This is a genomic window from Bradyrhizobium sp. 2TAF36 (assembly GCF_052114925.1).
Taxonomy (GTDB): domain Bacteria; phylum Pseudomonadota; class Alphaproteobacteria; order Rhizobiales; family Xanthobacteraceae; genus Bradyrhizobium; species Bradyrhizobium barranii.
This window is the reverse complement of sequence record NZ_JBFRFR010000022.1, coordinates 43436-66245: the sequence shown is the minus strand read 5'-3', so window position 1 is coordinate 66245 and position 22810 is coordinate 43436. Positions and strand designations below refer to the sequence as shown.

Here is a 22810-nt window from a genome sequence, read left to right as displayed (position 1 = left end):
CGCCTCTCGCATGCGTCCGTCTCCCTGATTTCGTGAGTCCTGAAATGTCCGCTTCTCCGCTCCGCCTCGGCGTCAATATCGACCACGTCGCAACCGTGCGTAACGCGCGCGGCGGCCGCCATCCCGATCCGGTGCGTGCCGCGCTGCTGGCGATCGAGGCCGGCGCCGACGGCATCACCGCTCACTTGCGCGAGGATCGCCGCCACATCCGCGACGAGGACATGGCGCGGCTGAAGGCCGAGATCTCCAAGCCGCTCAATTTCGAGATGGCGGCGACCGACGACATGATGCGGATCTCGCTCGCGACCAAGCCGCACGCGGTGTGCCTCGTGCCGGAGCGCCGCCAGGAGGTGACGACCGAAGGCGGCCTCGACGTGGTCGGCCAGCACAATGCGCTCGCGCCCTACATCGCACGGCTGAACGATGCGGGCATCCGGGTCTCGCTGTTCATCGCCGCCGATCCCGCGCAGATCGAGATGGCGGCGCGGCTGAAGGCGCCCGTGATCGAGATCCACACCGGCGCCTGGTGCGACGCCGTCGTCGACGGTCATACCGACAAGGCCGAGGCGGAGTGGAAGCGGATCGTGGCGGGGGTGAAGCTGGCGAAGCAAGCCGGGCTCGAAATCCATGCCGGCCACGGGCTCGACTACGCGACGGCGGAGACGATCGCGGCGCTGCCGGAGATCATGGAGCTCAACATCGGCTACTACATGATCGGCGAGGCGCTGTTCGTCGGGCTCGCCGAGACGGTGCGCAGCATGCGCGCGGCGATGGACCGCGGCCGGAGCCGGGCATGATCATCGGCATCGGCTCCGACCTGATCGACATCACCCGCGTCGGCAAGGTGATCGAGCGCCATGGCGAGCGTTTCCTCGACCGCATCTTCACCGCGGCCGAGCGGGCCAAGGCGGAGCGGCGCGCCAAGAGCGAGAAGATGGTGGTTGCAACCTACGCCAAGCGCTTCGCGGCCAAGGAGGCCTGCTCGAAGGCGCTCGGCACCGGCATCCGGAACGGTGTCTGGTGGCGCGACATGGGGGTGGTCAACTTGCCGGGAGGGCGACCGACCATGCAGTTGACGGGCGGGGCGCTGGCCCGGCTCCAGGCCCTGACGCCCGAGGGGTTCGAGGCGAAAATCGACCTGTCGATCACCGACGACTGGCCGCTGGCGCAGGCCTTCGTCATCATTTCCGCCGTGCCGCTGGCCAAGCCCAGACCGGCAGCGGGCTGTTTTTATAATTCTCATTAAGAATCAATGTCTTATTCAGTTTTGATGCGATCCTTGATTGCGTGGCCCCTGACAACCGTCTAAAAGTCCGCGGACGCAAATCAGCCTGGGCGAATTCGGCTTTACGCCGGAATTGGCCCTCATTATCAGAATCAGGACAATCTCCTTGGGCCGCGAAGCGATGGGCTGTTCGCGGAAGGAGGGCGCTCTGTGACCGCCGGCCGGAATTGAGAGAGCAATGAGCGTGACTTCGGGAACGAAAACTGAAAGCGGCGTCGGCGAAACGATCCGCGTCGTGATCCATGCTCTCCTGATCGCGCTCGTGATCCGCACGTTCCTGTTCCAGCCGTTCAACATCCCGTCCGGTTCGATGAAGGCGACGCTGCTGGTCGGCGACTATCTGTTCGTCTCGAAATATTCCTACGGTTATAGCCACTACTCGATCCCGTTCTCGCCGCCGCTGTTCTCGGGGCGGATCTGGGGCTCGGACCCGAACCGCGGCGACATCGTCGTGTTCCGCCTGCCGAAGGACGACTCCACCGATTACATCAAGCGCGTCATCGGCCTTCCCGGCGACCGCATCCAGATGAAGGATGGGCTGCTCTACATCAACGACACTCCGGTCGAGCGGCAGCGCATGAGCGAATTTGTCGGCGAGGATCCTTGCGGCTCCGAGGGCGGGGGCATCTCGCGGGTGAAGCGCTGGAAGGAAACGCTGCCGAACGGCGTGTCCTATGAGACGCTGGACTGCGCCGACAACGGCTACATGGACAACACCAACGTCTACAACGTGCCGCCGGGCCATTTCTTCATGATGGGCGACAACCGTGACAACTCCACCGACAGCCGTTTCCTCGGCCAGGTCGGCTACGTGCCGCAGGAGAATTTGATCGGCCGCGCCCAGATGATCTTCTTCTCCATCGCCGAAGGCGAACATGCCTGGATGTTCTGGCGCTGGCCTTGGGCGGTGCGCTGGAACCGTTTCTTCAAAATCGTCCGATGAAAGACGAAGCCAAGGACATCCCGATCCAATCGACCGAGCCCGCGGCGGGCGCCGACGGCGAAGCTGCGACCAAGACGCTTGCGACCAAGACGCCTGAAGCCAAGAGACCTGAAAGCAAGACGCCTGCAAAGAAGAAGCGGGTGCGGAGCAGCAAGGCCAAGGCCTCGGATGCGAACGCGGCGCTCGAGGCGCGCATCGGCCACAGCTTTGCCGATCCGAATCTGCTGATGCAGGCGATCACGCATGTCTCGGCGCTGAAGTCGGGGCGCAAGCGCGGCGACAGCTATCAGCGGCTGGAATTCCTGGGCGACCATGTGCTGGGGCTCGTCGTCTCCGACATGCTCTATCACGTCTTCCCGAATGCTGATGAGGGCGAGCTGTCCAAGCGACTTGCCGAACTGGTGCGCAAGGAGAGCTGCGCCGACGTTGCCAAGTCGCTCGGTCTGCTCGACGACGTCAAGCTCGGTTCGGTCGGGCCGAGCGCCGATGCCCGCCTGCGCAAGAGCGTGCTCGGCGACATCTGCGAGGCCGTGATCGGCGCCGTCTTCCTCGACGGTGGCTACGCGGCGGCGGCGGAATTCGTCAGGCGCAACTGGACCGAACGGATGCACAAGCCGCGGCGTCCCTTGCGCGATCCCAAGACCGTGCTGCAGGAATGGGCGCAGGGGAAGGGGCTGCCGACGCCTGTCTACCGCGAGGTCGAGCGCACCGGCCCGCATCACGATCCGCAGTTCCGCGTCGCGGTGGATCTGCCGGGATTGGCGTCGGCCGAAGGCATCGGTGGCAGCAAGCGTGCAGCGGAGAAGGTGGCGGCCTCAGTGATGATCGAACGTGAAGGTGTTGGCGGCGGCAATGACGGCTGAAGCAAGCGGCGAAGCGCCCTCCGCAACGCGCTGCGGCTTCGTTGCGCTGATCGGCGCGCCGAATGTCGGAAAATCCACACTGGTCAATGCGCTGGTCGGGGCCAAGGTCACGATCGTCTCGCGCAAGGTGCAGACCACGCGCGCGCTGATCCGCGGCATCGTCATCGAGGACAACGCGCAGATCATCCTGGTCGACACGCCCGGCATCTTCCTGCCCAAGCGCAGGCTCGACCGTGCCATGGTCTCGACGGCCTGGAGCGGGGCGCACGACGCCGACCTCGTCTGCGTGCTGCTCGACGCCAAGGCCGGGATTGATGAAGAGGCCGAGGCGATCCTCACCAAGGTCGCCAGCGTCAAGCACGAGAAGATCCTGGTCATCAACAAGGTCGATCTGGTCCAGCGCGAGAAGCTGCTGGCGCTCGCGCAGGCCGCCAACGAGCGCATGGCCTTTGCAAAGACCTTCATGATCGCGGCGATCTCGGGCGACGGCGTCGACGACCTCAGGCATACGCTGGCCGAAATCGTGCCGCCGGGCCCGTTCCTCTACCCCGAAGACCAGATGTCGGACGCGCCGATGCGGCAGCTTGCGGCCGAGATCACGCGCGAGAAGATCTATCGCAAGCTGCACCAGGAATTGCCCTACCAATCCACGGTCGAGACCGACAAGTGGGAAGAGCGCAAGGACAAGTCGGTGCGCATCGAGCAGACGATCTTCGTCGAGCGCGAGAGCCAGCGCAAGATCGTGCTGGGCGCAGGCGGCGCCACCATCAAGTCGATCGGCGCGGACTCGCGCAAGGAGATCGGCGAGATCCTGGGCGTGCCGGTGCACCTGTTCCTGTTCGTCAAGGTGCGCGAAAACTGGGGCGACGATCCCGATCGCTATCGCGAGATGGGCCTGGAATTTCCCAAAGAATAACCAAGAAAAGATCGGTCACCGATGAGCGTACCCAGCAACGTCCGGCGCTTCGAAGCGCTGCTCTATGCGTCATTGATGCTGGATGCCCTGTCGGTCGCGGTGCAGGACCGCACGCCCAGTGCCGAGATGACCGAGCCGATGATCATGATGGCGACCCTGCTCGCCGGCGGCATGATCCTGCTGCTGGTCTATTTCGTCTGGTTGGCTGCGCGTTGGCGCAAGAACTGGCCGCGCTGGGTGCTGGCGGCGGCCCTCGTACTGTCCGTGATCTCGCTCGGCCAGATCATCGGCGAGAAGGGCCTGGAGCTCGACAGCGTCATCGAGATCGTCTCCTGCGTGCTGACCGCGATGGGGCTGTATTTCTCGTTCAGCGGCGACGCCCAGGGCTGGTTCAACGCCTAACGTCTTGCGCGATGCCGTAGGGTGGGCAAAGGCGCGCCCTTGCGCGCCGTGCCCACCATAATCGCGCTGCGGATCAAATTGGTGGGCACGCTTCGCTTTGCCCGTCCTACACTCACCTGAAATGCGATAAGCTCCGTTCCATGGAATGGACCGACGAAGGCATCGTGCTGGGCGTGCGGCGGCATGGCGAGAGCAGCGCCATCGTCGAGCTGCTGACGCGTGCGCACGGCCGGCATCTCGGCCTCGTGCGCGGTGGCGCCGGTTCGCGGATGCGGCCGCTCTTGCAGCCCGGCAACAGCGTCGGTGTGGTGTGGCGGGCGCGGCTCGACGAGCATCTCGGCACCTATGCGATTGAGGGCCTCAAGCTGCGCGCGGCGACGCTGCTGGGATCCTCCCACGGCGTCTATGGCGTCACCCATCTCGCCTCGATTGCGCGGCTGCTGCCGGAGCGCGATCCGCACGAAGACATCTTTGCGATGCTCGAACACTCGCTCGATGATTTCGACGATATCGGCAGTGCCGCTGTGCACCTCATCCATTTCGAGCTGGCGATGCTCGCCGAGCTCGGATTCGGGCTCGCGCTGGAAAACTGCGCGGTGACCGGCGAGACCACGGACCTGATCTATGTTTCGCCGAAATCCGGCGGCGCGGTGTCGCGCGGGGCCGGCGAACCGTGGCGCGACCGGCTGTTGCGCCTGCCGCCGTTCCTGCGTCGTGGCGAGGCCGCGAGCGACCTCACCGACCAGGATCTCCAGGACGGCTTCCGGCTCACCGGCCTGTTCCTGCTGCGCCATGTGCTGGAGCCCCGCGGCCAGGGCCATTCCGACGCGCGCGCCGGCTTCATCAATGCGCTGACGCGGCAGCAGGCGAAGGCGGCTATTCCGGCGCCATGACCTGAGGGCGCCTCTGCCTTGCCCGCGGGCATGATATTTCCCGGGAACGAAATCCCCCTGGCTGAATTGGCCCTCGCAGGGTTCCACAACGGGGACAGCCAAAAAATGTTGATCAAGGGATTCGCCGTGTCGGCGGCGTTGCTTGCGTTCGCGCCTGACGCCGCGGCTGGCGAGCCGCAACCGGGTGTCTTTCGCCGGGCATCCTGCACCGTGATCCGGTATTACGTGGCGAAATATTCCGCTGCGGCCGCAGAGAGTTGGGCGCGGTCCAAGGGGGCAACGGAGGCCGAAATCGAGGTCGCCCGGCGTTGCCTGACCAATGCGCCGGTCACCGCGCAAGCCAAGACCCAGCAGCCAGTGACCGCCGGCTGGGCAGGGCAATAGCCGCCCAGAGGGAACCAATCGATCCTTGCCCGATTCGCTTCCACGGTTTAACCGGGCGGCATGGGAAAACGATTGATTCCGCCGGAGGAACCGGCCGAAATTCACGAGGTGCCGCTGCGTGAGGCGCTGGAAGAGCGCTATCTCGCCTATGCGCTCTCCACCATCATGCACCGTGCGCTGCCGGATGCGCGCGACGGTCTGAAGCCGGTGCACCGGCGCATCCTCTACGGCATGCGCTTGCTCCGGCTCGACCCCGGCACGGCGTTCAAGAAATCCGCCAAGATCGTCGGCGACGTGATGGGCTCGTTCCATCCGCATGGCGACCAGGCGATCTACGACGCCATGGTACGCCTCGCGCAGGATTTCTCCTCGCGCTACCCGCTGGTCGACGGCCAAGGCAATTTTGGCAATATCGACGGCGATAACCCGGCTGCTTATCGCTACACCGAAGCGCGCATGACCGACGTCGCGCGGCTTCTGCTCGAGGGCATCGACGAGGACGGCGTCGAGTTCCGGCCCAACTACGACGGCCAGTCGAAAGAGCCGGTCGTGCTGCCCGGCGGCTTTCCGAACCTGCTTGCCAACGGCGCGCAAGGCATCGCGGTCGGCATGGCGACCTCGATCCCGCCGCACAACGCGGCCGAGCTCTGCGACGCCGCGCTGCACCTGATCGAGAAGCCCGACGCGAAATCCAAGGCGTTGCTGAAGTGGGTGAAGGGCCCGGATTTCCCGACCGGCGGCATCTGCGTCGATTCCAAGCAGGCGATCGCTGAAGCCTATGCGACCGGTCGCGGCTCGTTCCGTGTTCGCGCTCGATGGGAGCAGGAAGAGGGTACGCGCGGCACCTGGGTCGTCGTCGTCACCGAGATCCCCTTCCTGGTGCAGAAGTCGCGCCTGATCGAGAAGGTCGCCGAGCTGCTGGACCAGAAGAAGCTGCCGCTGGTCGGCGACATCAGGGACGAGTCGGCCGAAGACGTCCGCATCGTGATCGAGCCGAAGTCGAAGAACGTCGATCCCGCCCTGATGATGGAATCGTTGTTCCGGCTGACCGAGCTCGAAAACAAGATTCCGCTGAACCTCAACGTGCTGATCAAGGGCCGCATCCCCAAGGTCGTGGGGCTCGCGGAGTGCTTGCGCGAATGGCTCGACCATCTGCGCGACGTCCTGATCCGCCGGACCAACTTCCGCAAGACGCAGATCGAGCACCGGCTCGAAGTTCTGGGCGGTTTGTTGATCGCGTACTTGAACCTCGATGAGGTGATCAGGATCATCCGCACCGTGGACGAGCCGAAGCCGGCGCTGATCAAGGCGTTCAAGCTCACCGAGGTGCAGGCCGAAGCCATCCTCAACATGCGCCTGCGCAGCTTGCGCAAGCTCGAGGAAATGGAGATCCGCACCGAGGACAAGAACCTCCGCGCCGAGCTCAAGGGCATCAACGCGGTGCTCGCCTCGGAGCCGGAGCAGTGGAAGAAGGTCGGCGAGCAGGTCGGCAAGGTCCGCGACATGTTTGGACCGAAGACGCCCCTCGGCAAGCGTCGCACCACCTTTGCGGATGCGCCCGAGCACGACCTCGCCGCAATGGAAGAAGCCCTCGTCGAGCGCGAGCCGGTGACGGTCGTGGTCTCCGACAAGGGCTGGATCCGCACCATGAAGGGCCATGTCGAGGATCTCTCGGGGCTGGCCTTCAAGCAGGACGACAAGCTCGGTTTTGCCTTCTTTGCGGAGACGACCTCGAAGCTGCTGCTGTTCGCCACCAACGGCAAATTCTACTCGCTCGATGTCGCAAAGCTTCCGGGCGGTCGCGGTCACGGGGAGCCGATCCGTCTGTTCATCGACCTCGAGCAGGAGGCCGCTCCCGTTGCGCTGTTCGTCAACAAGGGCGGGCGTAAATTCCTGGTCGCGAGCCACGAGGGCCAGGGCTTCGTCGTCAACGAAGACGATTGCGTCGGCACGACCAAGAAGGGCAAGCAGGTCCTCAACGTCGACATGCCGAACGAGGCGCGCACGGTCACCGAGGTGATCGGGGACACAGTCGCGGTCATCGGCGAGAACCGCAAGATGCTGATCTTCCCGCTCGACCAGGTGCCGGAGATGGCCCGCGGTCGCGGCGTGCGCCTGCAGAAGTACAAGGACGGCGGCTTGTCCGATGTCGCCGTGTTCGAGGCCAAGGCGGGCCTGACCTGGAAGGACTCCGCCGGCCGCGAATTCTCCGCGACCATGAAGGAGCTCGCTGAGTGGCAAGGTACCCGTGCGGATGCCGGCCGCATGCCGCCGAAGGGTTTCCCGAAGTCGAACAAGTTCGGCAAGGTGATCGGGTAAGCAGGCTCGTGTCCCGGACGCGCTCAGCGTGAAACGCTGCTGCGCAGAGCCGGGACGCCACAACACAGATGTCGTGCCCCGGCTTGACCGGGGCATCCAATACGCCGCGGCTTCTCGGTTTCATCACGCCCCTCTCTGGAATACTGGATCGCCCGCCGTCGCGGGCGATGACAGCGAGTGTGGCGCAAACGCGTGGCAGATAGGCGTGAGCGCATGAGTGCCTGCGTTGATCGGGCACGAACATTGCTTTTTCTTTGCCTGCAAATGAACTCTCAAGAAGAAGCAAAAGGCACAATGTTCAAACTGAAGGCTTTCATCCCCGCGCTGTTCGGGTTCGCGCTGGTCGCGGCGCCCGCGCATGCGGCGGGCAATCTCGTTGCAGTGCTCGAGGCGGAGATCGTCACGCTCGATCCGCATTTTTCCACGGCCTACATTTCGCGCACGTTTGGCTACATGGTGTTCGACACGCTCTTTGCGAAAGACTCCAAGGGCGACATCAAGCCGCAGATGGTGCAGGACTGGAAAGTCTCATCCGACGGATTGACCTATACGTTCACGCTGCGCGATGGCCTGAAATGGCATGACGGCCAGCCGGTCACGGCGGCCGACTGCGTGGCGTCGCTGCGCCGCTGGGGCACCCGCAGCGCGCTCGGCCGTCGCATCTTCGCGATCACGGCCTCGCTCGAGCCGACGGATGCGAAAACCTTCGTGCTGACGCTGAAGGAGCCGTCCGGCCTCGTGATCGATGCGCTCGGCAATCCCGTCAGCCCCGTCGCCTTCATGATGCCCGAGCGCATCGCGAAAACACCCGGCGACCAGCGCATCACGGAGATCATCGGCTCCGGCCCGTTCGTCTACAGCAAGGGCGATCACCGCACCGGCGATCGCATGATCCTGAAGAAATTCGCCGACTATGTGCCGCGCCCCGAGCCCGCCGATTTCCTCGCCGGCGGCAAGCGCGTCGGCATCGACACGCTCGAGATCCGTGTCATCCCGGATGGTGCGACCGCCGCGTCCGCGCTGCAGGCGGGCGAGGTCGACTTCATGCAATATGCGCCGTTCGATCTGTTGCCGCAGCTGGAAAAGAATTCCCGCGTCAAGCTGGTCAATTTCACCGGCGGCAACATGTTCGCCGGCGCCTATCGTCTCAACGCCGCATCGAAGCCGTTTGATGATCCGGAAATTCGCCGCGTGCTGTGGAAGCTGGTCGACCAGCGCGAGGTGCTGGATGCACTCGGGCTCGATGCCAAATACGCCGCTCCCTGCGCGACGTTCTTCACCTGCGGCACCACCTATGAGAGCAAGGCGGGCACGGAAGCGGCCGTGAAGACGTCGATTGAAGCGGCGAAAGCCGCGTTGAAGGCGACCAAATATGCCGGCGAGCCCGTTGTCGTCATGGAAGCCAACGACCTCGAAGCCCCGCGCGTCTCGGCGCAGGTGCTAGCTGAGCGGCTGAAGCAGGCCGGGTTCAACGTCGATCTCCAGGTGATGGACTGGGCGAGCGTGCTGGCGCGCCGCGCCAAGAAGGAGGGCTGGAGCGTCTATGGCGTCCACGCCGGCGGTTTTGATCTGGGCTCGCCGCTGACCAACGTCATGGTCGCCTTCAACTGCGCCGACTTCACCGGCTGGCAATGCGATGCGCGCATCACACCCTTGATGGAGGCCTTCGCCAAGGCGCCTGCCGAGGAGGATCGCAAGAAGATCGCCGGCGAGATTCAGAGCGTCATGTACGATCAGGCGCCCGCGATCCCGTGGGGCCAGTTCGCGCAGCCGGCGGCCTATCGCGCCACGCTGCGTGGTCTGATACCGTCCGCCATCCCGGTGTTCTGGAACGTTGAGAAGTAACGCGATGTACGATGTCATTGTTGTCGGCGGCGGCTCCGCCGGCGCCGCTGTTGCGGCACGGCTTTCCGAGGATCCCGCACGGCGTGTCCTGCTGCTCGAGGCGGGGCTGGACTGGCGCGCCGACGAGGCGCCCTGGGAGGTGATGACGCCCAATCCGATCCCGATCATCCACAGGCGCGAGTACCAGGAGAAATGGCAATGGCCCGATCTTTTGACGCGCCGGGTGGCTGGGCAGGAGCCGCGCTTCTACTGGCGCGGCAAGGGGCTTGGCGGCTCATCGATGATGAACGGCCAGATTGCCATCCGCGGCGTCGCCGACGCGTTCGACGAATGGGCCGCCGGTGGCTGCACCGGCTGGTCGGCCAAGGACGTGATGCCGCTGTTCTCGGTGATCGAGGATGATTTGGAATTTGGTGACGCCCCCGGCCATGGACGCGGCGGACCGCTGCCGGTCTATCGCGCTCCGCCCGAGAAGTGGGGCCCGATCGATCGCGGCCTGCGCGATGCGGCGCTGGCGAGCGGCTATCCCTGGTGCGCCGACCTCAACGGTCCTGATGGCGAGGGCGTCGCCTGCTATCCCATCAACAGCCGCGACAGCCGCCGCATCACGACCAACGAGGGATATCTCGAGCCGGCGCGCGGCCGGGCCAATCTCGAGATTCGCGGGCACGCGCTGGTCGATCGCGTGCTGATCAGCGACGGCCGGGCGACCGGCCTTCGGGTTCACATCGAAGGGCAGGGCAGCCACGAGATCAGCGCGCGCCAGATCGTGCTCTGCGCCGGCGCCATCCACAGTCCGGCGATCCTGCTGCGTTCGGGCATCGGACCGGCGGATGAGCTGAATGCGATGGGGATTGCGGTCGAGCGCGATCTGCCGGTCGGCCGCCACTTCTTCGACCACCCGCTGTTTCGCGCGACGATCCAGCTCCACGAAAACCTGCGGCCGACCGATCCGGACACCCGCCACACCAATTGCTGCGTGACCTATTCCTCCGGCCTCGCCGATGGCGGCAAGCGCGACATGATCCTGATCGCGTTCAACCACCGCGGCATCGGCGTGCCCGGAGCGATCGGCGCCGGCCTGTTCAACGCCTATTCGCGCGGCACGCTCAAGCTGGCTTCGACCGATCCGGCGATCGATCCCATCGTCGAGGAGAACATGCTCGCCGATCCCCGCGACATGCTGCGCATGATGGACGCGGTGAAACGACTGGCCGTGATCACCTCCCAGCCGGCGCTTTCAGGTATTGCCGACTGGATCAGGCTGACCGACACCGATCTGACGCTTCCGCAAGCTGCGGCGTTGCCGGATCACGAACTCGATGCGCTGCTGCGCCGTGAGACCGGAGACATCCAGCATGCCGCCGGCAGTTGCCGCATGAGCGGCGTTAACGACGCTGACGGCGTGGTCAACCCTGATGGTACGGTGAAAGGCATAAGCGGCCTGCGCGTGGCCGACGCCTCGATCATGCCGTCCGACTGCCGCGCCAACACCCACTTCACGACGGTGGTGATCGGCGAGGCGATTGCGCGGATGATGATGCGGTAGCGCTAGAAGTGATAGTTCACGCCTGCCGTCACGGCGTGAATGCGATCCTTCAGGCTGAAGATGTTGACGGTCGTGCCGGCCCCATTGCTCAGCAACGCGCTGTGGTCGCCGAAGTCGTAATAGTCGTACTCGAAAACCGCGGACCAATGCGGAGCGAACGCCCAGTCGACGCCGGTGCCGGCGGTCCAGCCGGTTCGGGTGCTGGCTCCGCTGGGATTGACGGGGACGCCACCAGCGGGCGTGAAGGCATCGTCAAGCTTTTCACGCGTCCAGGCGCCGCCGCCCCGGACGAACACCAGCCAGCGATCAGCGAACGCGTAGCCGAGCCGCGCGGTGGCCGAGGCCAGGAAGTCGTTGCTCATCGTGAACTGGCTGGGGACGACGACGCCGGTCACGAGGTTTCTGACGGTGCCGGCGTGCGAGTTGCGGAGGCTGCTCCAGGCCGCACGGCCTTCGGCACCCACGACCCATCTGGTCGCAAATTGATAGTCGCAGCCGACCTGTCCGCCCCCAACGAAGCCTGTTGAACTGAAGGAGACAGAGTTTCCAAGCGAGTTGGTGGTCCGGTCGTCGCTGACGACACCGCCGACGTGTGCGCCGACGTAGCAACCGGTCCAGGTGAAGGGGATGGGCGCGAGGGGAGGTGCCTCCACCGCCAGATCAGCCGCCAAGGCCGCGCTGGAAAATCCCAATGCCAAAAGCCCGCCCACCCAAGCGACCGCGAAACGCCCGATGTCAGTCCCCATTCCCGCCTGCGACAACTTGGCACTGTCTGCCAGAAATGCCGCTGCTCGGGAAAGTGCAATTCGCATGATGTGCACAATTTGGGGTAGAGCCGTGGCGCAAATGTCACGCTCGGATCCGATGCACGCGGCGAGCATGACGGCTCGTTGACGTCGATGCTGATTTTACCTGGTGCCATCGAAGGTGAACCACTTCACAGCGGTCACAGCGGGGTCGTGCTAGCATTCGACAGCGCTGGCTGACCCAGCACCATGGCCGGAGTTCGGCTCAAATTACGCCATGCCCGATAAGCGCTGGCGGTTCGCATTTTCAGACGCCGTTCCCGCAATGAAGGGAGGTCTGGCAATGAGCGACACTCCAAAACCCGTGCCCGCCGACGAGTCGGCTCAGGCGGACCTTGCAGATTCTGAAGCTCCGGCGCCCGCATCCGGATTCGCCAAACGGCTGGAATCGTTCTTCGAGGTGATTCCATTTCTTGGCGGCGTTTTCATCGTGGTCCTCAGCGTGGAGCCGCTCCGCAATTTCATCTGGGACTCACGCCAGGTGATCATCCCGATCGTGGTGTTCGCCGCTGTCGTCATCCCGACGATCTTGCTGATGCCGATCGGGCAGCGATGGCTGAGAGAGAGCAAGGCGTCCACACGTGCGGGGCTCTTCATATTCTTCATGCTAGTGCTGGTGTCGATCGTGGCCATTGTTGCCTCGCTCGGCAAATTCTACCAGTACACGGTGCTGCGCGGCGTGTTCCTGGCCGTGGTGTGCCTGCTGCCCGGCGCAATGTGGTATCTCTTCGTCGGAACGCGCAAGGCGAGCCTGCTGAACGAATACCTGGTCAATCTCGATCGTCTGGGGCTGTTGCGCCAGGTGCGGAACGAGGATGCGGCGATCCGGGGACGTCGCGTTCAGGGGTATCTTCAGAAGTTCGAAGCCATCTATGGCGAGCTTGCGCCGAACGTCTATGCGGATGTGCTGAGCGGCCGTCTCGGCAAATATTCAAGGGCGGATACCGGCGGCGTGACGACACTCTCGACTGCGACGGTCCCGGTCTTGCTCGCCACGGTGCTGATTTCGCTCGGCTGGTTTGTCACGCTGCCGCCGTATCAGGCCGACGTTGTCTTCACCGTGAGTCCGGGCGTGCAGGCACTGACGCCGTCGGGCACGCCGGTCCAGCTCGCGTTCCTCGGCGCCTATTTCTTCTCGCTCCAGATGCTGTTTCGCCGCTACGTCCTGGAGGATCTCGGTGGCAGCGCCTATGTCGCGGTGTCGCTGCGCATCATTCTGGCCGTCATCGGGATCTGGACCTTCACGGCTGTGTCTAGCGCGAACGACCATCTGCTTCTGCTCGCCGGCTTCGTCTTCGGCGTATTCCCGCGCGTGCTCTGGCAGGTCGTGGAGCAGATGTTCAAGAAGGCGGCGGGCCTCATCTTGCCGAGCATGGTCTCGCAATTGCCGATCAGCGATCTCGATGGTCTCACCGTCTGGCACGAGGTCAGGCTCGAGGAGGAGGACATCGAGAACGTCCCGAATATGGCGACTGCCGACATCGTCGAGCTCCTGCTCAACACGCGCCTTCCGCCGGAGCGGATCATCGACTGGACCGACCAGGCCATCCTCTACACGCAGCTTGGGCCGCAGCCCAAGCCGAAGGAAGGAGGCAGCGCACGCGAAAAGCTACGCACGCACGGTATCCGCACGGCGAGCTCGCTGCTGTGGGCTTCGTGGCAGGCGCGACTCCAGGGAAGGTCCGAGGAGTTCGATCGGATTTTGCAGGGGGCCGATGGCGCCAGCGCGATGCCGGCGCTGGAGGACTCGCTCCGCACCAATTCGAATCTCGATCTGATCGAGCAGTGGCGCGGCACCTGCGATGCCGCGCAGCGTCCCTCGGCGCAGCCGGGCGCGGAGCAACCGTCGCGCCTGCTCGAGCCGCGCGACGGAGAGTTCGACCCCGGTCGTGCGGCTGCCGCGGCCTAGATCAGGCCCACCAGCCTTAGCACCACGCCCGCGGCGCAGCTGCCGGCGAGCACGGTGAGCATGCCGAGCTTGAAGCGGAAGATCGCGGTCGCGGCCGCGATCGACAGCAGCAGCGCCGGGACGTCAACGCTCGTCAGCACCGGCCTGTCGAATGCGAACGGGAAAGCGTGCACCGGAACGGTCTCGCGGAACAGCGTGTGCAGCGCGAACCAGATCGAGAGGTTGAGGATCACGCCGACGACGGCGGCGGTGATCGCGCCGAGTGCGCCGGCGAGGCCCGTATTGCCGCGCAGGCGCTCGATGTAGGGGGCGCCGACGAAGATCCAGAGGAAGCAGGGGGTGAACGTGACCCAGGTCGCCAGCAATCCGCCGAGCGTCGCTGCAAGCATCGGCGACAGGCCGCTTGGATCGCGATAGGCGGCCATGAAGCCGACGAACTGAAGCACCATGATCAGCGGACCCGGCGTGGTCTCGGCCATGCCGAGACCGTCGAGCATCTCGTGCGGCTTCAGCCAGTGATAATGCTCGACCGCCTGCTGGGCCACATAGGCCAGCACGGCATAAGCGCCGCCGAACGTGACCAGCGCCATCTTCGAGAAGAACAGCGCGATCTGGCTGAACATGCTGGCCTGCCCGAGGATCAAAAGCAACGCAATCACCGGCACCAGCCAGAGCGCGAGCCAGAGCGCACCGACGCGGATCGCGCGCGCGGTGTTGGGGCGCACATGCTCGGGAACGGCTTCGCCGAGCATGCTGTCGATCACCGCGGTGCTGCCGCCGGGACCGTGAGCCGCCGGGGCAAACTCCGGACGGCCGGCCCGCGCGCCGACATATCCGATCACGCCGGCGGCGATGATGATGATCGGGAAGGGGACCGCGAAGAAGAAGATCGCGACGAAGGCGATTGCGGCGAGTGCAATCATGATGCGGTTCTTCAGCGCGCGCTTGCCGACGCGCACCACGGCTTCGAGGACGATGGTCAGCACGGCCGCCTTCAGCCCGAAGAACAGCGCCTCGACGAAGCTGACATTGCCGAAAGCCGCGTAGATGTAGCTGAGGCCCATGATGGCGATGATGCCGGGCAGGATGAAGAGCCCGCCCGCCATCAGGCCGCCGGCGGTGCGATGCATCAGCCAGCCGACATAGGTGGCCAGCTGCTGCGCCTCCGGTCCCGGCAAGAGCATGCAGTAGTTCAGCGCATGCAGGAATCGGCCTTCGGAGATCCAGTTCTTCTCCTCGACCAGGATGCGATGCATGACCGCGATCTGGCCCGCGGGCCCGCCAAAGCTCAGGCAGGCGACGCGAAGCCAGACTCGGAAGGCTTCACTGAAGCTGATGCCGTGACCGGCATCAGCTCCCGTTTGATTGGCGCGGGTGTCCATCACGCCTTCACCTTGTTGGTCGGCCAGTTGTGGGTCTCGGCCGTCGCGTCGCGGCACCAGCGGTAGAAGGCGTCGTAGAGCGTCATGCCGGCTTCGAGCTGTTCAAGATCGTCGTCGTACATTCGCGACAGCCCGAGCGAGGCCGCGAGCAGGCCGGGGGCTTCCGGCGCGAGGTCGGGCCGCGCGGTGTCGGCGCCACGGACCAGCGTGGCGAGCCGCAGCAGGGGCGGTGTTGCGATCCCGAACTCCTCGATCATCACGTCGAAGGTGCAGAGCTCGCCGCGGTGACTCCAGAACACGTTCTCGATGTCGAACGGCGCCGCGTTGAAACGCTCGCCCACGGCGACCACTTCAGAGGGCGCGACGAACAGGAACACCGCGTTGGGATCGACGAAGCGGCGGATCAACCAGGGGCAGGCGATGCGGTCGACCTTCGGCCGGGCCCGCGTCACCCAGACGGTGCGGCCCTTGGCGTCGCGCGGCGGCAGTTTTGCAGCATCGACCAGCGGCAGCTTTGCGTTCTTCCAGCCCTCGAAACCGCCTTCCAGCGTCTCGGCCTGCACGCCGAGCTGGCGCAGCCAGGCGGCCGTGCCCTGTGCGAGCTTTTCGCCGCGCAGGCAGGCGACGATGGCGGAACGGCCGGAGAATTCGCCGCCCCAGTCCGGAACGTTGCTGTGGCTGAACTTGATCGAGCCGGGGATCAGTCGCGGGTCTGCGGCAAAATCCTCGTCCGTGCGCACGTCAATCAGGGCAGGGGCGTTCGCCGTGCCGATCAGCCGTGCCAATTTGTCAGATGATATCGTTGTGTAGGAAGACATGATGCGCCCTCGTAGAAACAAACGGGACGCGATACTTGGGCTTGTCGCCTCGTGGGGAGATCGCTCAGTCCCCATGAGCGTCATTACAACGAAACCGCCCCGGGCTGTCAATCGGCTCGTTGACTTGATTTTGCCCGGACATTCCGCAGGTCTATATTGCGGGTCAACGGACCGGACCTTTCGGAGACTTTTCGATGCATTCCCATTCGACCGAGCAATGGACCCATGACCACGTCTTTCTGGGCGAGAAGCACGATGAGAACGAGCGGCGCACCTGGCTCGTGGTCGTCCTGACCCTGGTCATGATGGTCGGCGAGATCGTTGCCGGCTCGCTGTTCGGCTCGATGGCGCTTTTGGCCGACGGCTGGCACATGGGCACGCATGCGGCCGCGCTTGGCATTGCTGCTTTCGCCTACCGTTTCGCGCGCCGGCACCTGGGGAATGCGCATTTCACCTTCGGCACGGGCAAGTTCGGCGACCTCGCGGCCTTCTCCAGCGCGATCATCCTGGGCCTGATCGCGGTCGAGATCGCCTATGAGAGCGTGCTGCGGCTGTTCACGCCGGTGCCGATCGTCTATGGCGAGGCCATCGCGGTCGCCGCCCTCGGCCTCTGCGTCAACCTCGCCAGCGCGTGGCTGCTGCGCGACAGCCATGATCACCATCATCACGGCCATGACCACGGCCATGGGCATGCGCATGATGATCACGACGATCACGGTCATCACCACCATCATCACGACAACAATCTTCGTGCGGCCTATGTCCACGTCATGGCCGATGCGGCGACCTCGGTGCTGGCGATCGCAGCGCTGGTGGTCGCGATGTATTCGGGATGGGTCTGGGCCGATCCGGCCGTCGGCCTGATCGGCAGCGCCGTGATCGCGAGCTGGGCGTTCGGCCTGGTCAAGTCATCCGGCGCGGTGCTGCTCGACGTGCGCGCCGACGAGAAGCTCGAACGCACCATCCGCGCGCGGATGGAAGTCGGCGAGGACCGCGTCACCGACTTGCATCTCTGGCAGGTCGGCCCCGGCCATTGCGCCGTGCTGGTCTCGTTGGTGTCGGACAAGCCGAAGCAGCCGGCCGTCTATAAGAAGCGGCTCGCTGGGCTGAAGGGCCTGAGCCACGTCACGGTCGAGGTCGAGACCTGCCCGCATTGATGTGATCTGCCGAAACGGAATTCGGCGGCGCGGCCGGGGTTGATCCTCGGTCGCAGCCATACACGGCTCTGCAAGAGGGACCAAGGATGATGCCCAGGATGAAGTTTGCTCTCGCCGTCGCCGCGCTGGCTCTGTCCGGCCACGCGGCCGTTGCGCAGTCAGAGAAATCGGGCGTCGAAAAGCTCTACGTCCTCAATTGCGGGGAGGGCACCGCCGGGGACATCTCGCGCTGGACGCCCGGCCTGAACGAGGGCAAGGCGATGGATTTCGTCGACAGCTGCTATCTCATCAAGCACAGCAGCAAGGGCTGGTTCCTGTGGGACACAGGCATCGCCGATGCCGTCGCCGCCATGCCGAATGGCCTTGTCCCCGCCGATCCCAAGGCCGTCACCTGGCGCCGGCCGAAGACGTTGGCCGCCCAGCTCGAACAGCTCGGCCTCAAGCCGGATGACGTCAAGGCGATGGCGGTGTCGCATACGCATCCTGATCACACCGGCAATGTCGAGCTGTTCCCGCAGGCCACGCTCTACGTGCAGAAGGCCGAATATGACTGGCCCGGCGCCAACAACGAGCCGCGCTTCAAGCCCTCGCATCCGGTCGAGTTGCTCGCGGGGGATAAGGACGTGTTCGGCGACGGCAGCGTGACCATCCTGTCGACGCCCGGCCACACGCCGGGACACCAGTCGCTGCTGGTGAAACTGCCGAAAACCGGCGCGGTGGTGCTGTCGGGCGACGCCGTCCACTTCAAGGACAATTGGGACAACCGCCGCGTCCCCAGCATGAACGCCAACAAGGACCAGAGCGCGGCGTCGATGCAGAAGATCGCCGACACGCTCGTCAAGGAGAAGGCGCAGCTCTGGATCAACCACGACAAGGCCCAGCGCGACAGCCAGAAGATGGCGCCTGAGTTTTACGACTAACGTTTGCGCCGAGGCTGCTGCCATGACGCTGGCAGCAGCAGCGTGCTACGGCCCAGGAAAGCTCCGCGACAGGAGATGATCGTGGGAGAGTGGGCCGGGGTTGCGATCGCGCTGGCGTCCAGCAGCCTCGGCGGCACCGCCGCGGCGATCACCCGCTATCTCGTCGGCGGCGCCGATCCGGTTCTGCTGGCGATCCTGCGCTGGGGGATCGGCTTTCTCTGCCTGTTGCCTTGCGCGCTGCTGCTTGGCGTGCGCTGGCCGCAGCGGCCCGACTGGCCGGCGGTGGCCCTGCTCGGCATCTGCTTCTTCGGCCTGTTCTTCATCCTCTACAATATCGCGGTGTCCTACACGACCGCCGCGCGCGCCAGTCTCGCGCTGGCGACGCTGCCGCTCCACACCATGGTCGTCGGTGCGATCCTCGGCGTCGAGCGGCTGACGGCGCGCAAGATTATCGGCGTCGGCATCGCCGTGCTCGGTGTGGCAGCCGCGCTGGCCGCGGGGCTCGCCCAGAGCCCGCCCGGCGCCTGGCGCGGCGAACTGATCATGACCGGTGCCGTGTTCTGCATGGCGTTCTACAACGTGCTGTCGCGCCCGCTGATGCAGCGCTCCAGCGCGCTTGGCTTTCTCACCGTCGGTATGGGCGCGGGCGCCGCCCTGCTGGTGCTGGCGGGGTTCGTGAAGGGCAGCTTTGCGGCGCTCGATCACTTCACGACGGGGCAGTGGATTGCCGGCATCTATCTCGGCATCGGCGGCGGCGCGCTCGCCTTCATCCTCTGGGTGATGGCGCTGGCGCGGGCGACGCCGACCCGCGTCGCCAATACCATGACTGTCAATCCGATTGCCGCGACCTTGCTGGCGGCGCTGCTCGTCGGCGAGCCGATCACCGCAAACCTTCTGATCGGGCTGGTTGCTGTGTTCGCCGGCATCTGGATCGCGACCAGCCAGGCGAAGCCGGCCTAGCTGCGCGGTGCCGTGACCGGGGGCGGGCTGGCGTCCGGCGTTTTCTTCGGCTTGAGCGTGCCGGCGTAGAACGAGAGCAGCCACACCAGGATGATGGCGAGGAGATAGACGCCCCAGGCCTGTGGCGGCGTGGTTGCCCAGCGCAGCAGGCCTTTGAAGGTGCGGGGCGGGCTGTTGTCTTCGCTCATGGCCCGCTTGTGCGCGAAAGGGGCTGCGCGGTCAATCCGGGCGCCGTTCGGCGCGGATCAGGAACAGCGCGGCCAGCGCCGAGAGGCTGAGCGCGGAGGAGACCATCAGCACCTTGGCGCCCATGACGTCGATGAGCAGGCCGAAGGCCAGCGGCGCCACGGCCTGCGCCATCCGTGCCGGCGCGCCGATGATGCCGAGGCGGTAGCCGAAATCTTTCGGGCCGAAGATCGACAGCGGCAGCGTGCCGCGCGCGATCGTGAGAATGCCGTTGCCCGAGCCGTGGAGCAGTGCAAACGCGCTTGCGGCGGGGGCGCCGAAGATGGCGAGGATTGCGGCGCCGAGCGGGTGGGTGACGCAGGCAAGGCGCGTCGACCACAGCGGATGGAAGCGGCTCAGAAAGCCCGCTTCGAGAATGCGCGCGGCCACCTGTGCCGGGCCGATCAGCGCGCCGGCCGCGATGGCCTCGACATGCGTCGCACCTGTGGCCTCCAGCAGGCGCGGGAAATGGACGGCCATTGCGCCGGTGACGGTCCAGACCGCCGCGAACACGAAGGCGAGCAGCACCATGGTTCGGTCGAGCGGCAAATGCGGCTTCTCGGCCGTCGCCGCGGCCTGCCCGGCGCCCTTGATCGCCGGCAGCATGAAGAAGTTCAGGGGCAGGCCGATCAGGAGATTGGCGGCCGCCCAGGCAAAACAGGTCTCGCGCCAGCCGATATGGGACAGGCCCCAGGCGGTGAGGGGCCAGCCGACGGTGGAGGCGAAGCCTGCCATCAGCGTGATGCCGGTGATTGGCCTGCGCGCCTCGGTGCCGTAGATGCGGCTCAGCGCGGCGAAGGCGGCGTCATAGAGCCCCATCGCCATGCCGATGCCGAGCACGAGCCAGGCGAACGCCATCACCGCCAATGAGTGCGAGAGGCCGAGCAGGACGAGACCCGCGGCCATCGTCAGGTTCGAGACCGACAGCACCTGCCGGCCCCCGAACAGATCGATCTGCCGCCCGATGCGCGGGCCGAGCATCGCCGAGATCACCAGTGAGGCCGAGAACGCGCCAAAGATCCAGTTGGAGGAGACGCCGAGGTCGCGCGCCATGGGATCGGCGAGAAGCGCCGGCAGATAGTAGCTGGAAGCCCAGGCCAGGGTCTGCGTGGTGCCGAGCGCCAGGATGATCGGAAGCTGGCGCTGGCTCATCTCGGTGCGATTCTGGTCTCGGTTTGCGGCGGTGCCATCGGCTGCATTTGCGGCCCGTGGCGAGAGCGCGTCAACAGCGTCCGCGGCATATTCGATCTGCTGCGGACGGGAGCCTTGGTTGCGCACGGTTCGCGCGTGGCCTTTCGCTCGTCACGAATGCACGCCATAATGGCGCATGCAATTGACCTCGCGCCTCGCGCTGATGAACTGGCTGACGGGCCAAGGGCTGACGGGCCTGCCCGAAAACGAGCTGCTCCGCGGCTTCTGCGAGCGCTGCCGCGCCGAAGGGCTGGAACTCTCGCGCGGGCTCGTCGTGATCGACACGCTGCATCCGATCTATGAGGGCCGCGGCTTCCGGTGGAGCGACCGGCAGAGCAACGAGAGCGATGTGTTCGAATATGGTTCGACCGCCGAAGGCGATGCCGCCAAGAGCTGGCGCCGCTCGGTGTTCTTCCACATGCTCGAGCACGGCGAGGACGAGAGGGTGATCGACCTTGCCGACGCGCCGTCGATGGATTTCTCACAGATCGGCGAGCTCGCGGAAAAAGGCCACAAGCACTATCTCGCCTTCGTGCATCGCTTCGGCGAGAACGGCGCGCTCGGCCTGATGGATTGCCTCTATTCCTGCTGGACCACGCGCCGCGACAGCGGCTTCTCCGAACCCGAGCTCGAAGCTCTGCGCGATCTCGTGCCGGTGCTGGGGCTCGCGATCAAGTCGGCGCAGCAGGTCGACATCGCGCGAACCCTCGGCCGCGTCTATCTCGGCCGCGATGCCTCCGCGCAGGTGCTGGGCGGGCGCATCACACGCGGCGTCACCGAGCGCATCAATGCCGTGCTGTGGTATTCGGATTTGCGCGGCTCGACCGGGATCAGCGAGAGCATCGGCCCCGACGAGATCATCCCGTTCCTCAACGACTATGCCCAGGCCGTGATCGACGCGATCCACGATGCCGGCGGCGACGTCCTGAAGCTGATCGGCGATGGCGTGCTCGCGATGTTCTGGGGGGAAGACATGTCGGACGCGCGGCGCGCTGCGCTACGCGCCGAGCATCTGTTCCGCAAGAACGTCGCTGCGCTGAACAAGCGGCGGGAGGCCGATGGCCGTCCCACGACGTCGGCCTATATCGGCCTGCATGTCGGCGAGGTCTTTTACGGCAATATCGGCAGCGCGGACCGGCTCGACTTCACCGTCGTCGGCCCCACCGTCAACGAGGTTAGTCGCATCGCCTCGATGAGCCGCTCGGTCGACCGCGAGCTGCTGGCCTCGGCCGAGTTCTACAAGGGCCTGGACGCCACCGGCCGTCGCTACCTCGTCTCCACCGGGCGCTACGCGCTGCGCGGCATCGGCCGCGCGCAGGACCTCTACACGCTCGATCCTGAGGTCGATACGAGCGAGCCGGTGACCGGGAGCTACGAGCGATATCTGGCGAATTAGCGGCGGATCGCAGGGGCCGAGACATTGGGCGTTTTCGTTCGATCCTTGGCGGGCCATTGTTCGGAAAGCGGCGGCATCGAAGTCTCCTTGCCGGTCATGCGCTCAATGGCGACGGCGTAGACGGTGATGATGTCGAGCCGCGGGAAGAACCCCTTCGGTCGCGTCGTATCCGGCTTGCCGTATTTGGCCATCAACGTTTCGCAGAACCGCTGCTTGATGCCCGTGTCGCCCACGACCCTGATGCGGCCGAACAGGCATATGCTTCGATAGGCGAGACCGGAATCGCATTCGAACCGGCCATAGTCGAAGACACCTTCGTGCTCATCGATCTCGATGCAGACGCGGGGATCTCGCTCGATGTTTGCGCGCAGATGTCCCCGGGCGGCTGTCGTGTGCAGATACACCTCACCGTCGAGCCAGAGATAGAGGAGCGGGATACAGTAGGGAAAGCCGTCCTCGCTGACTGTCGCAAGATGGCCAGCATATCCGCGTGCCAGCATCTCCAGGATCCGCTCCTGCGACATGGCGCGGTCCTCGCGACGGATTTGCGGTGAACTCATGGTGCAAGACGCTCCGCGCCGCCATCCGAATGAGCGGACATTTCAGGTTTCCTTGTTATCCGAAACAGGATAGAAAAATAGTGGTCT

22 protein-coding genes are annotated in these 22810 nt (G+C 65.2%); 16 read left to right on the top strand and 6 right to left on the bottom strand.

Features of this window, described 5'->3' with window-relative positions:
• Positions 1-44: 44 nt before the first annotated feature.
• The 11 genes from AB4Z51_RS14560 (at position 45) to AB4Z51_RS14510 (ending at position 11399) form a co-directional block, all read left to right on the top strand.
• Entirely contained in the window at positions 45-797 is a 753-nt protein-coding gene (locus AB4Z51_RS14560) for a pyridoxine 5'-phosphate synthase (RefSeq protein WP_135215714.1), read from the top strand.
• Positions 794-1246: a holo-ACP synthase gene (acpS, locus tag AB4Z51_RS14555; RefSeq protein WP_135215713.1), complete on the top strand. Its 453-nt coding sequence runs from the start codon at positions 794-796 to the stop codon at positions 1244-1246. Before AB4Z51_RS14560 ends, acpS begins: the two co-directional genes overlap by 4 nt.
• A gap of 217 nt (positions 1247-1463) precedes the next feature.
• A complete protein-coding gene (gene lepB / locus AB4Z51_RS14550; RefSeq protein ID WP_014494746.1) occupies positions 1464-2228 on the top strand; it encodes a signal peptidase I in 765 nt (254 codons plus the stop codon).
• On the top strand, positions 2225-3091 hold the full coding sequence (gene rnc, locus AB4Z51_RS14545) for a ribonuclease III (protein ID WP_441497589.1): 867 nt from the start codon (positions 2225-2227) through the stop codon (positions 3089-3091). The genes lepB and rnc overlap by 4 nt, the downstream gene beginning before the upstream one ends.
• Positions 3081-4007, top strand: a complete 927-nt coding sequence (gene era, locus AB4Z51_RS14540; protein ID WP_085399877.1) for a GTPase Era — start codon at positions 3081-3083, stop codon at positions 4005-4007. Before rnc ends, era begins: the two co-directional genes overlap by 11 nt.
• Positions 4008-4028: 21 nt before the next feature.
• Positions 4029-4409 (top strand): hypothetical protein, encoded by a 381-nt coding sequence (locus tag AB4Z51_RS14535; RefSeq protein ID WP_135215711.1) that lies wholly within the window; start codon positions 4029-4031, stop codon positions 4407-4409.
• A gap of 140 nt (positions 4410-4549) precedes the next feature.
• Positions 4550-5302 (top strand): DNA repair protein RecO, encoded by a 753-nt coding sequence (recO, locus tag AB4Z51_RS14530; protein WP_063982836.1) that lies wholly within the window; start codon positions 4550-4552, stop codon positions 5300-5302.
• Between the two features lie 105 nt (positions 5303-5407).
• Positions 5408-5686, top strand: coding sequence for a hypothetical protein (locus tag AB4Z51_RS14525; RefSeq protein ID WP_135215710.1), 279 nt, complete (start codon positions 5408-5410; stop codon positions 5684-5686).
• A 60-nt stretch (positions 5687-5746) separates the two neighbouring features.
• Positions 5747-8005, top strand: coding sequence for a DNA topoisomerase IV subunit A (gene parC, locus AB4Z51_RS14520; protein ID WP_135215709.1), 2259 nt, complete (start codon positions 5747-5749; stop codon positions 8003-8005).
• A 294-nt stretch (positions 8006-8299) separates the two neighbouring features.
• Entirely contained in the window at positions 8300-9850 is a 1551-nt protein-coding gene (locus tag AB4Z51_RS14515; protein WP_135215708.1) for an ABC transporter substrate-binding protein, read from the top strand.
• 4 nt (positions 9851-9854) lie between these two features.
• Entirely contained in the window at positions 9855-11399 is a 1545-nt protein-coding gene (locus AB4Z51_RS14510; RefSeq protein WP_135215707.1) for a GMC family oxidoreductase, read from the top strand.
• A 2-nt stretch (positions 11400-11401) separates the two neighbouring features.
• Here AB4Z51_RS14510 and AB4Z51_RS14505 read toward each other — a convergent pair whose 3' ends face one another.
• Positions 11402-12280: an outer membrane protein gene (locus tag AB4Z51_RS14505; RefSeq protein WP_244623276.1), complete on the bottom strand. Its 879-nt coding sequence runs from the start codon at positions 12278-12280 to the stop codon at positions 11402-11404.
• A 208-nt stretch (positions 12281-12488) separates the two neighbouring features.
• Between AB4Z51_RS14505 and AB4Z51_RS14500 the strand changes: the two genes are divergently transcribed.
• Positions 12489-14114 (top strand): hypothetical protein, encoded by a 1626-nt coding sequence (locus tag AB4Z51_RS14500; RefSeq protein ID WP_144030670.1) that lies wholly within the window; start codon positions 12489-12491, stop codon positions 14112-14114.
• Here AB4Z51_RS14500 and chrA read toward each other — a convergent pair.
• Complete coding sequence (gene chrA / locus AB4Z51_RS14495) at positions 14111-15496, bottom strand: chromate efflux transporter (RefSeq protein WP_135215739.1); 1386 nt, start codon at positions 15494-15496, stop codon at positions 14111-14113. The genes AB4Z51_RS14500 and chrA overlap by 4 nt on opposite strands.
• Positions 15496-16314 (bottom strand): chromate resistance protein ChrB domain-containing protein, encoded by an 819-nt coding sequence (locus AB4Z51_RS14490; protein WP_135215705.1) that lies wholly within the window; start codon positions 16312-16314, stop codon positions 15496-15498. The genes chrA and AB4Z51_RS14490 overlap by 1 nt, the downstream gene beginning before the upstream one ends.
• Positions 16315-16508: 194 nt before the next feature.
• Between AB4Z51_RS14490 and dmeF the strand changes: the two genes are divergently transcribed.
• From dmeF to AB4Z51_RS14475, 3 genes are all read left to right on the top strand, one after another.
• Complete coding sequence (dmeF, locus tag AB4Z51_RS14485; protein WP_135215704.1) at positions 16509-17471, top strand: CDF family Co(II)/Ni(II) efflux transporter DmeF; 963 nt, start codon at positions 16509-16511, stop codon at positions 17469-17471.
• An 86-nt stretch (positions 17472-17557) separates the two neighbouring features.
• Complete coding sequence (locus AB4Z51_RS14480; protein ID WP_135215703.1) at positions 17558-18391, top strand: N-acyl homoserine lactonase family protein; 834 nt, start codon at positions 17558-17560, stop codon at positions 18389-18391.
• An 81-nt stretch (positions 18392-18472) separates the two neighbouring features.
• The gene (locus AB4Z51_RS14475; protein WP_135215702.1) at positions 18473-19351 is read left to right on the top strand and encodes a DMT family transporter; all 879 of its coding nucleotides are present in this window, start codon (positions 18473-18475) and stop codon (positions 19349-19351) included.
• On the opposite strand, the gene AB4Z51_RS14470 is transcribed toward AB4Z51_RS14475, so the two are convergent.
• The gene (locus AB4Z51_RS14470) at positions 19348-19539 is read right to left on the bottom strand and encodes a hypothetical protein (protein ID WP_014494760.1); all 192 of its coding nucleotides are present in this window, start codon (positions 19537-19539) and stop codon (positions 19348-19350) included. The two genes, AB4Z51_RS14475 and AB4Z51_RS14470, sit on opposite strands and share 4 nt — an antisense overlap.
• A 31-nt stretch (positions 19540-19570) precedes the next feature.
• On the bottom strand, positions 19571-20728 hold the full coding sequence (locus AB4Z51_RS14465) for an MFS transporter (RefSeq protein ID WP_135215701.1): 1158 nt from the start codon (positions 20726-20728) through the stop codon (positions 19571-19573).
• Between the two features lie 175 nt (positions 20729-20903).
• Here AB4Z51_RS14465 and AB4Z51_RS14460 point away from each other — a divergent pair, with 175 nt between their 5' ends.
• On the top strand, positions 20904-22163 hold the full coding sequence (locus AB4Z51_RS14460) for an adenylate/guanylate cyclase domain-containing protein (protein ID WP_071913209.1): 1260 nt from the start codon (positions 20904-20906) through the stop codon (positions 22161-22163).
• Here AB4Z51_RS14460 and AB4Z51_RS14455 read toward each other — a convergent pair.
• A complete protein-coding gene (locus tag AB4Z51_RS14455; protein WP_063982847.1) occupies positions 22160-22723 on the bottom strand; it encodes a pyridoxamine 5'-phosphate oxidase family protein in 564 nt (187 codons plus the stop codon). The genes AB4Z51_RS14460 and AB4Z51_RS14455 overlap by 4 nt on opposite strands.
• Positions 22724-22810: the final 87 nt, after the last annotated feature.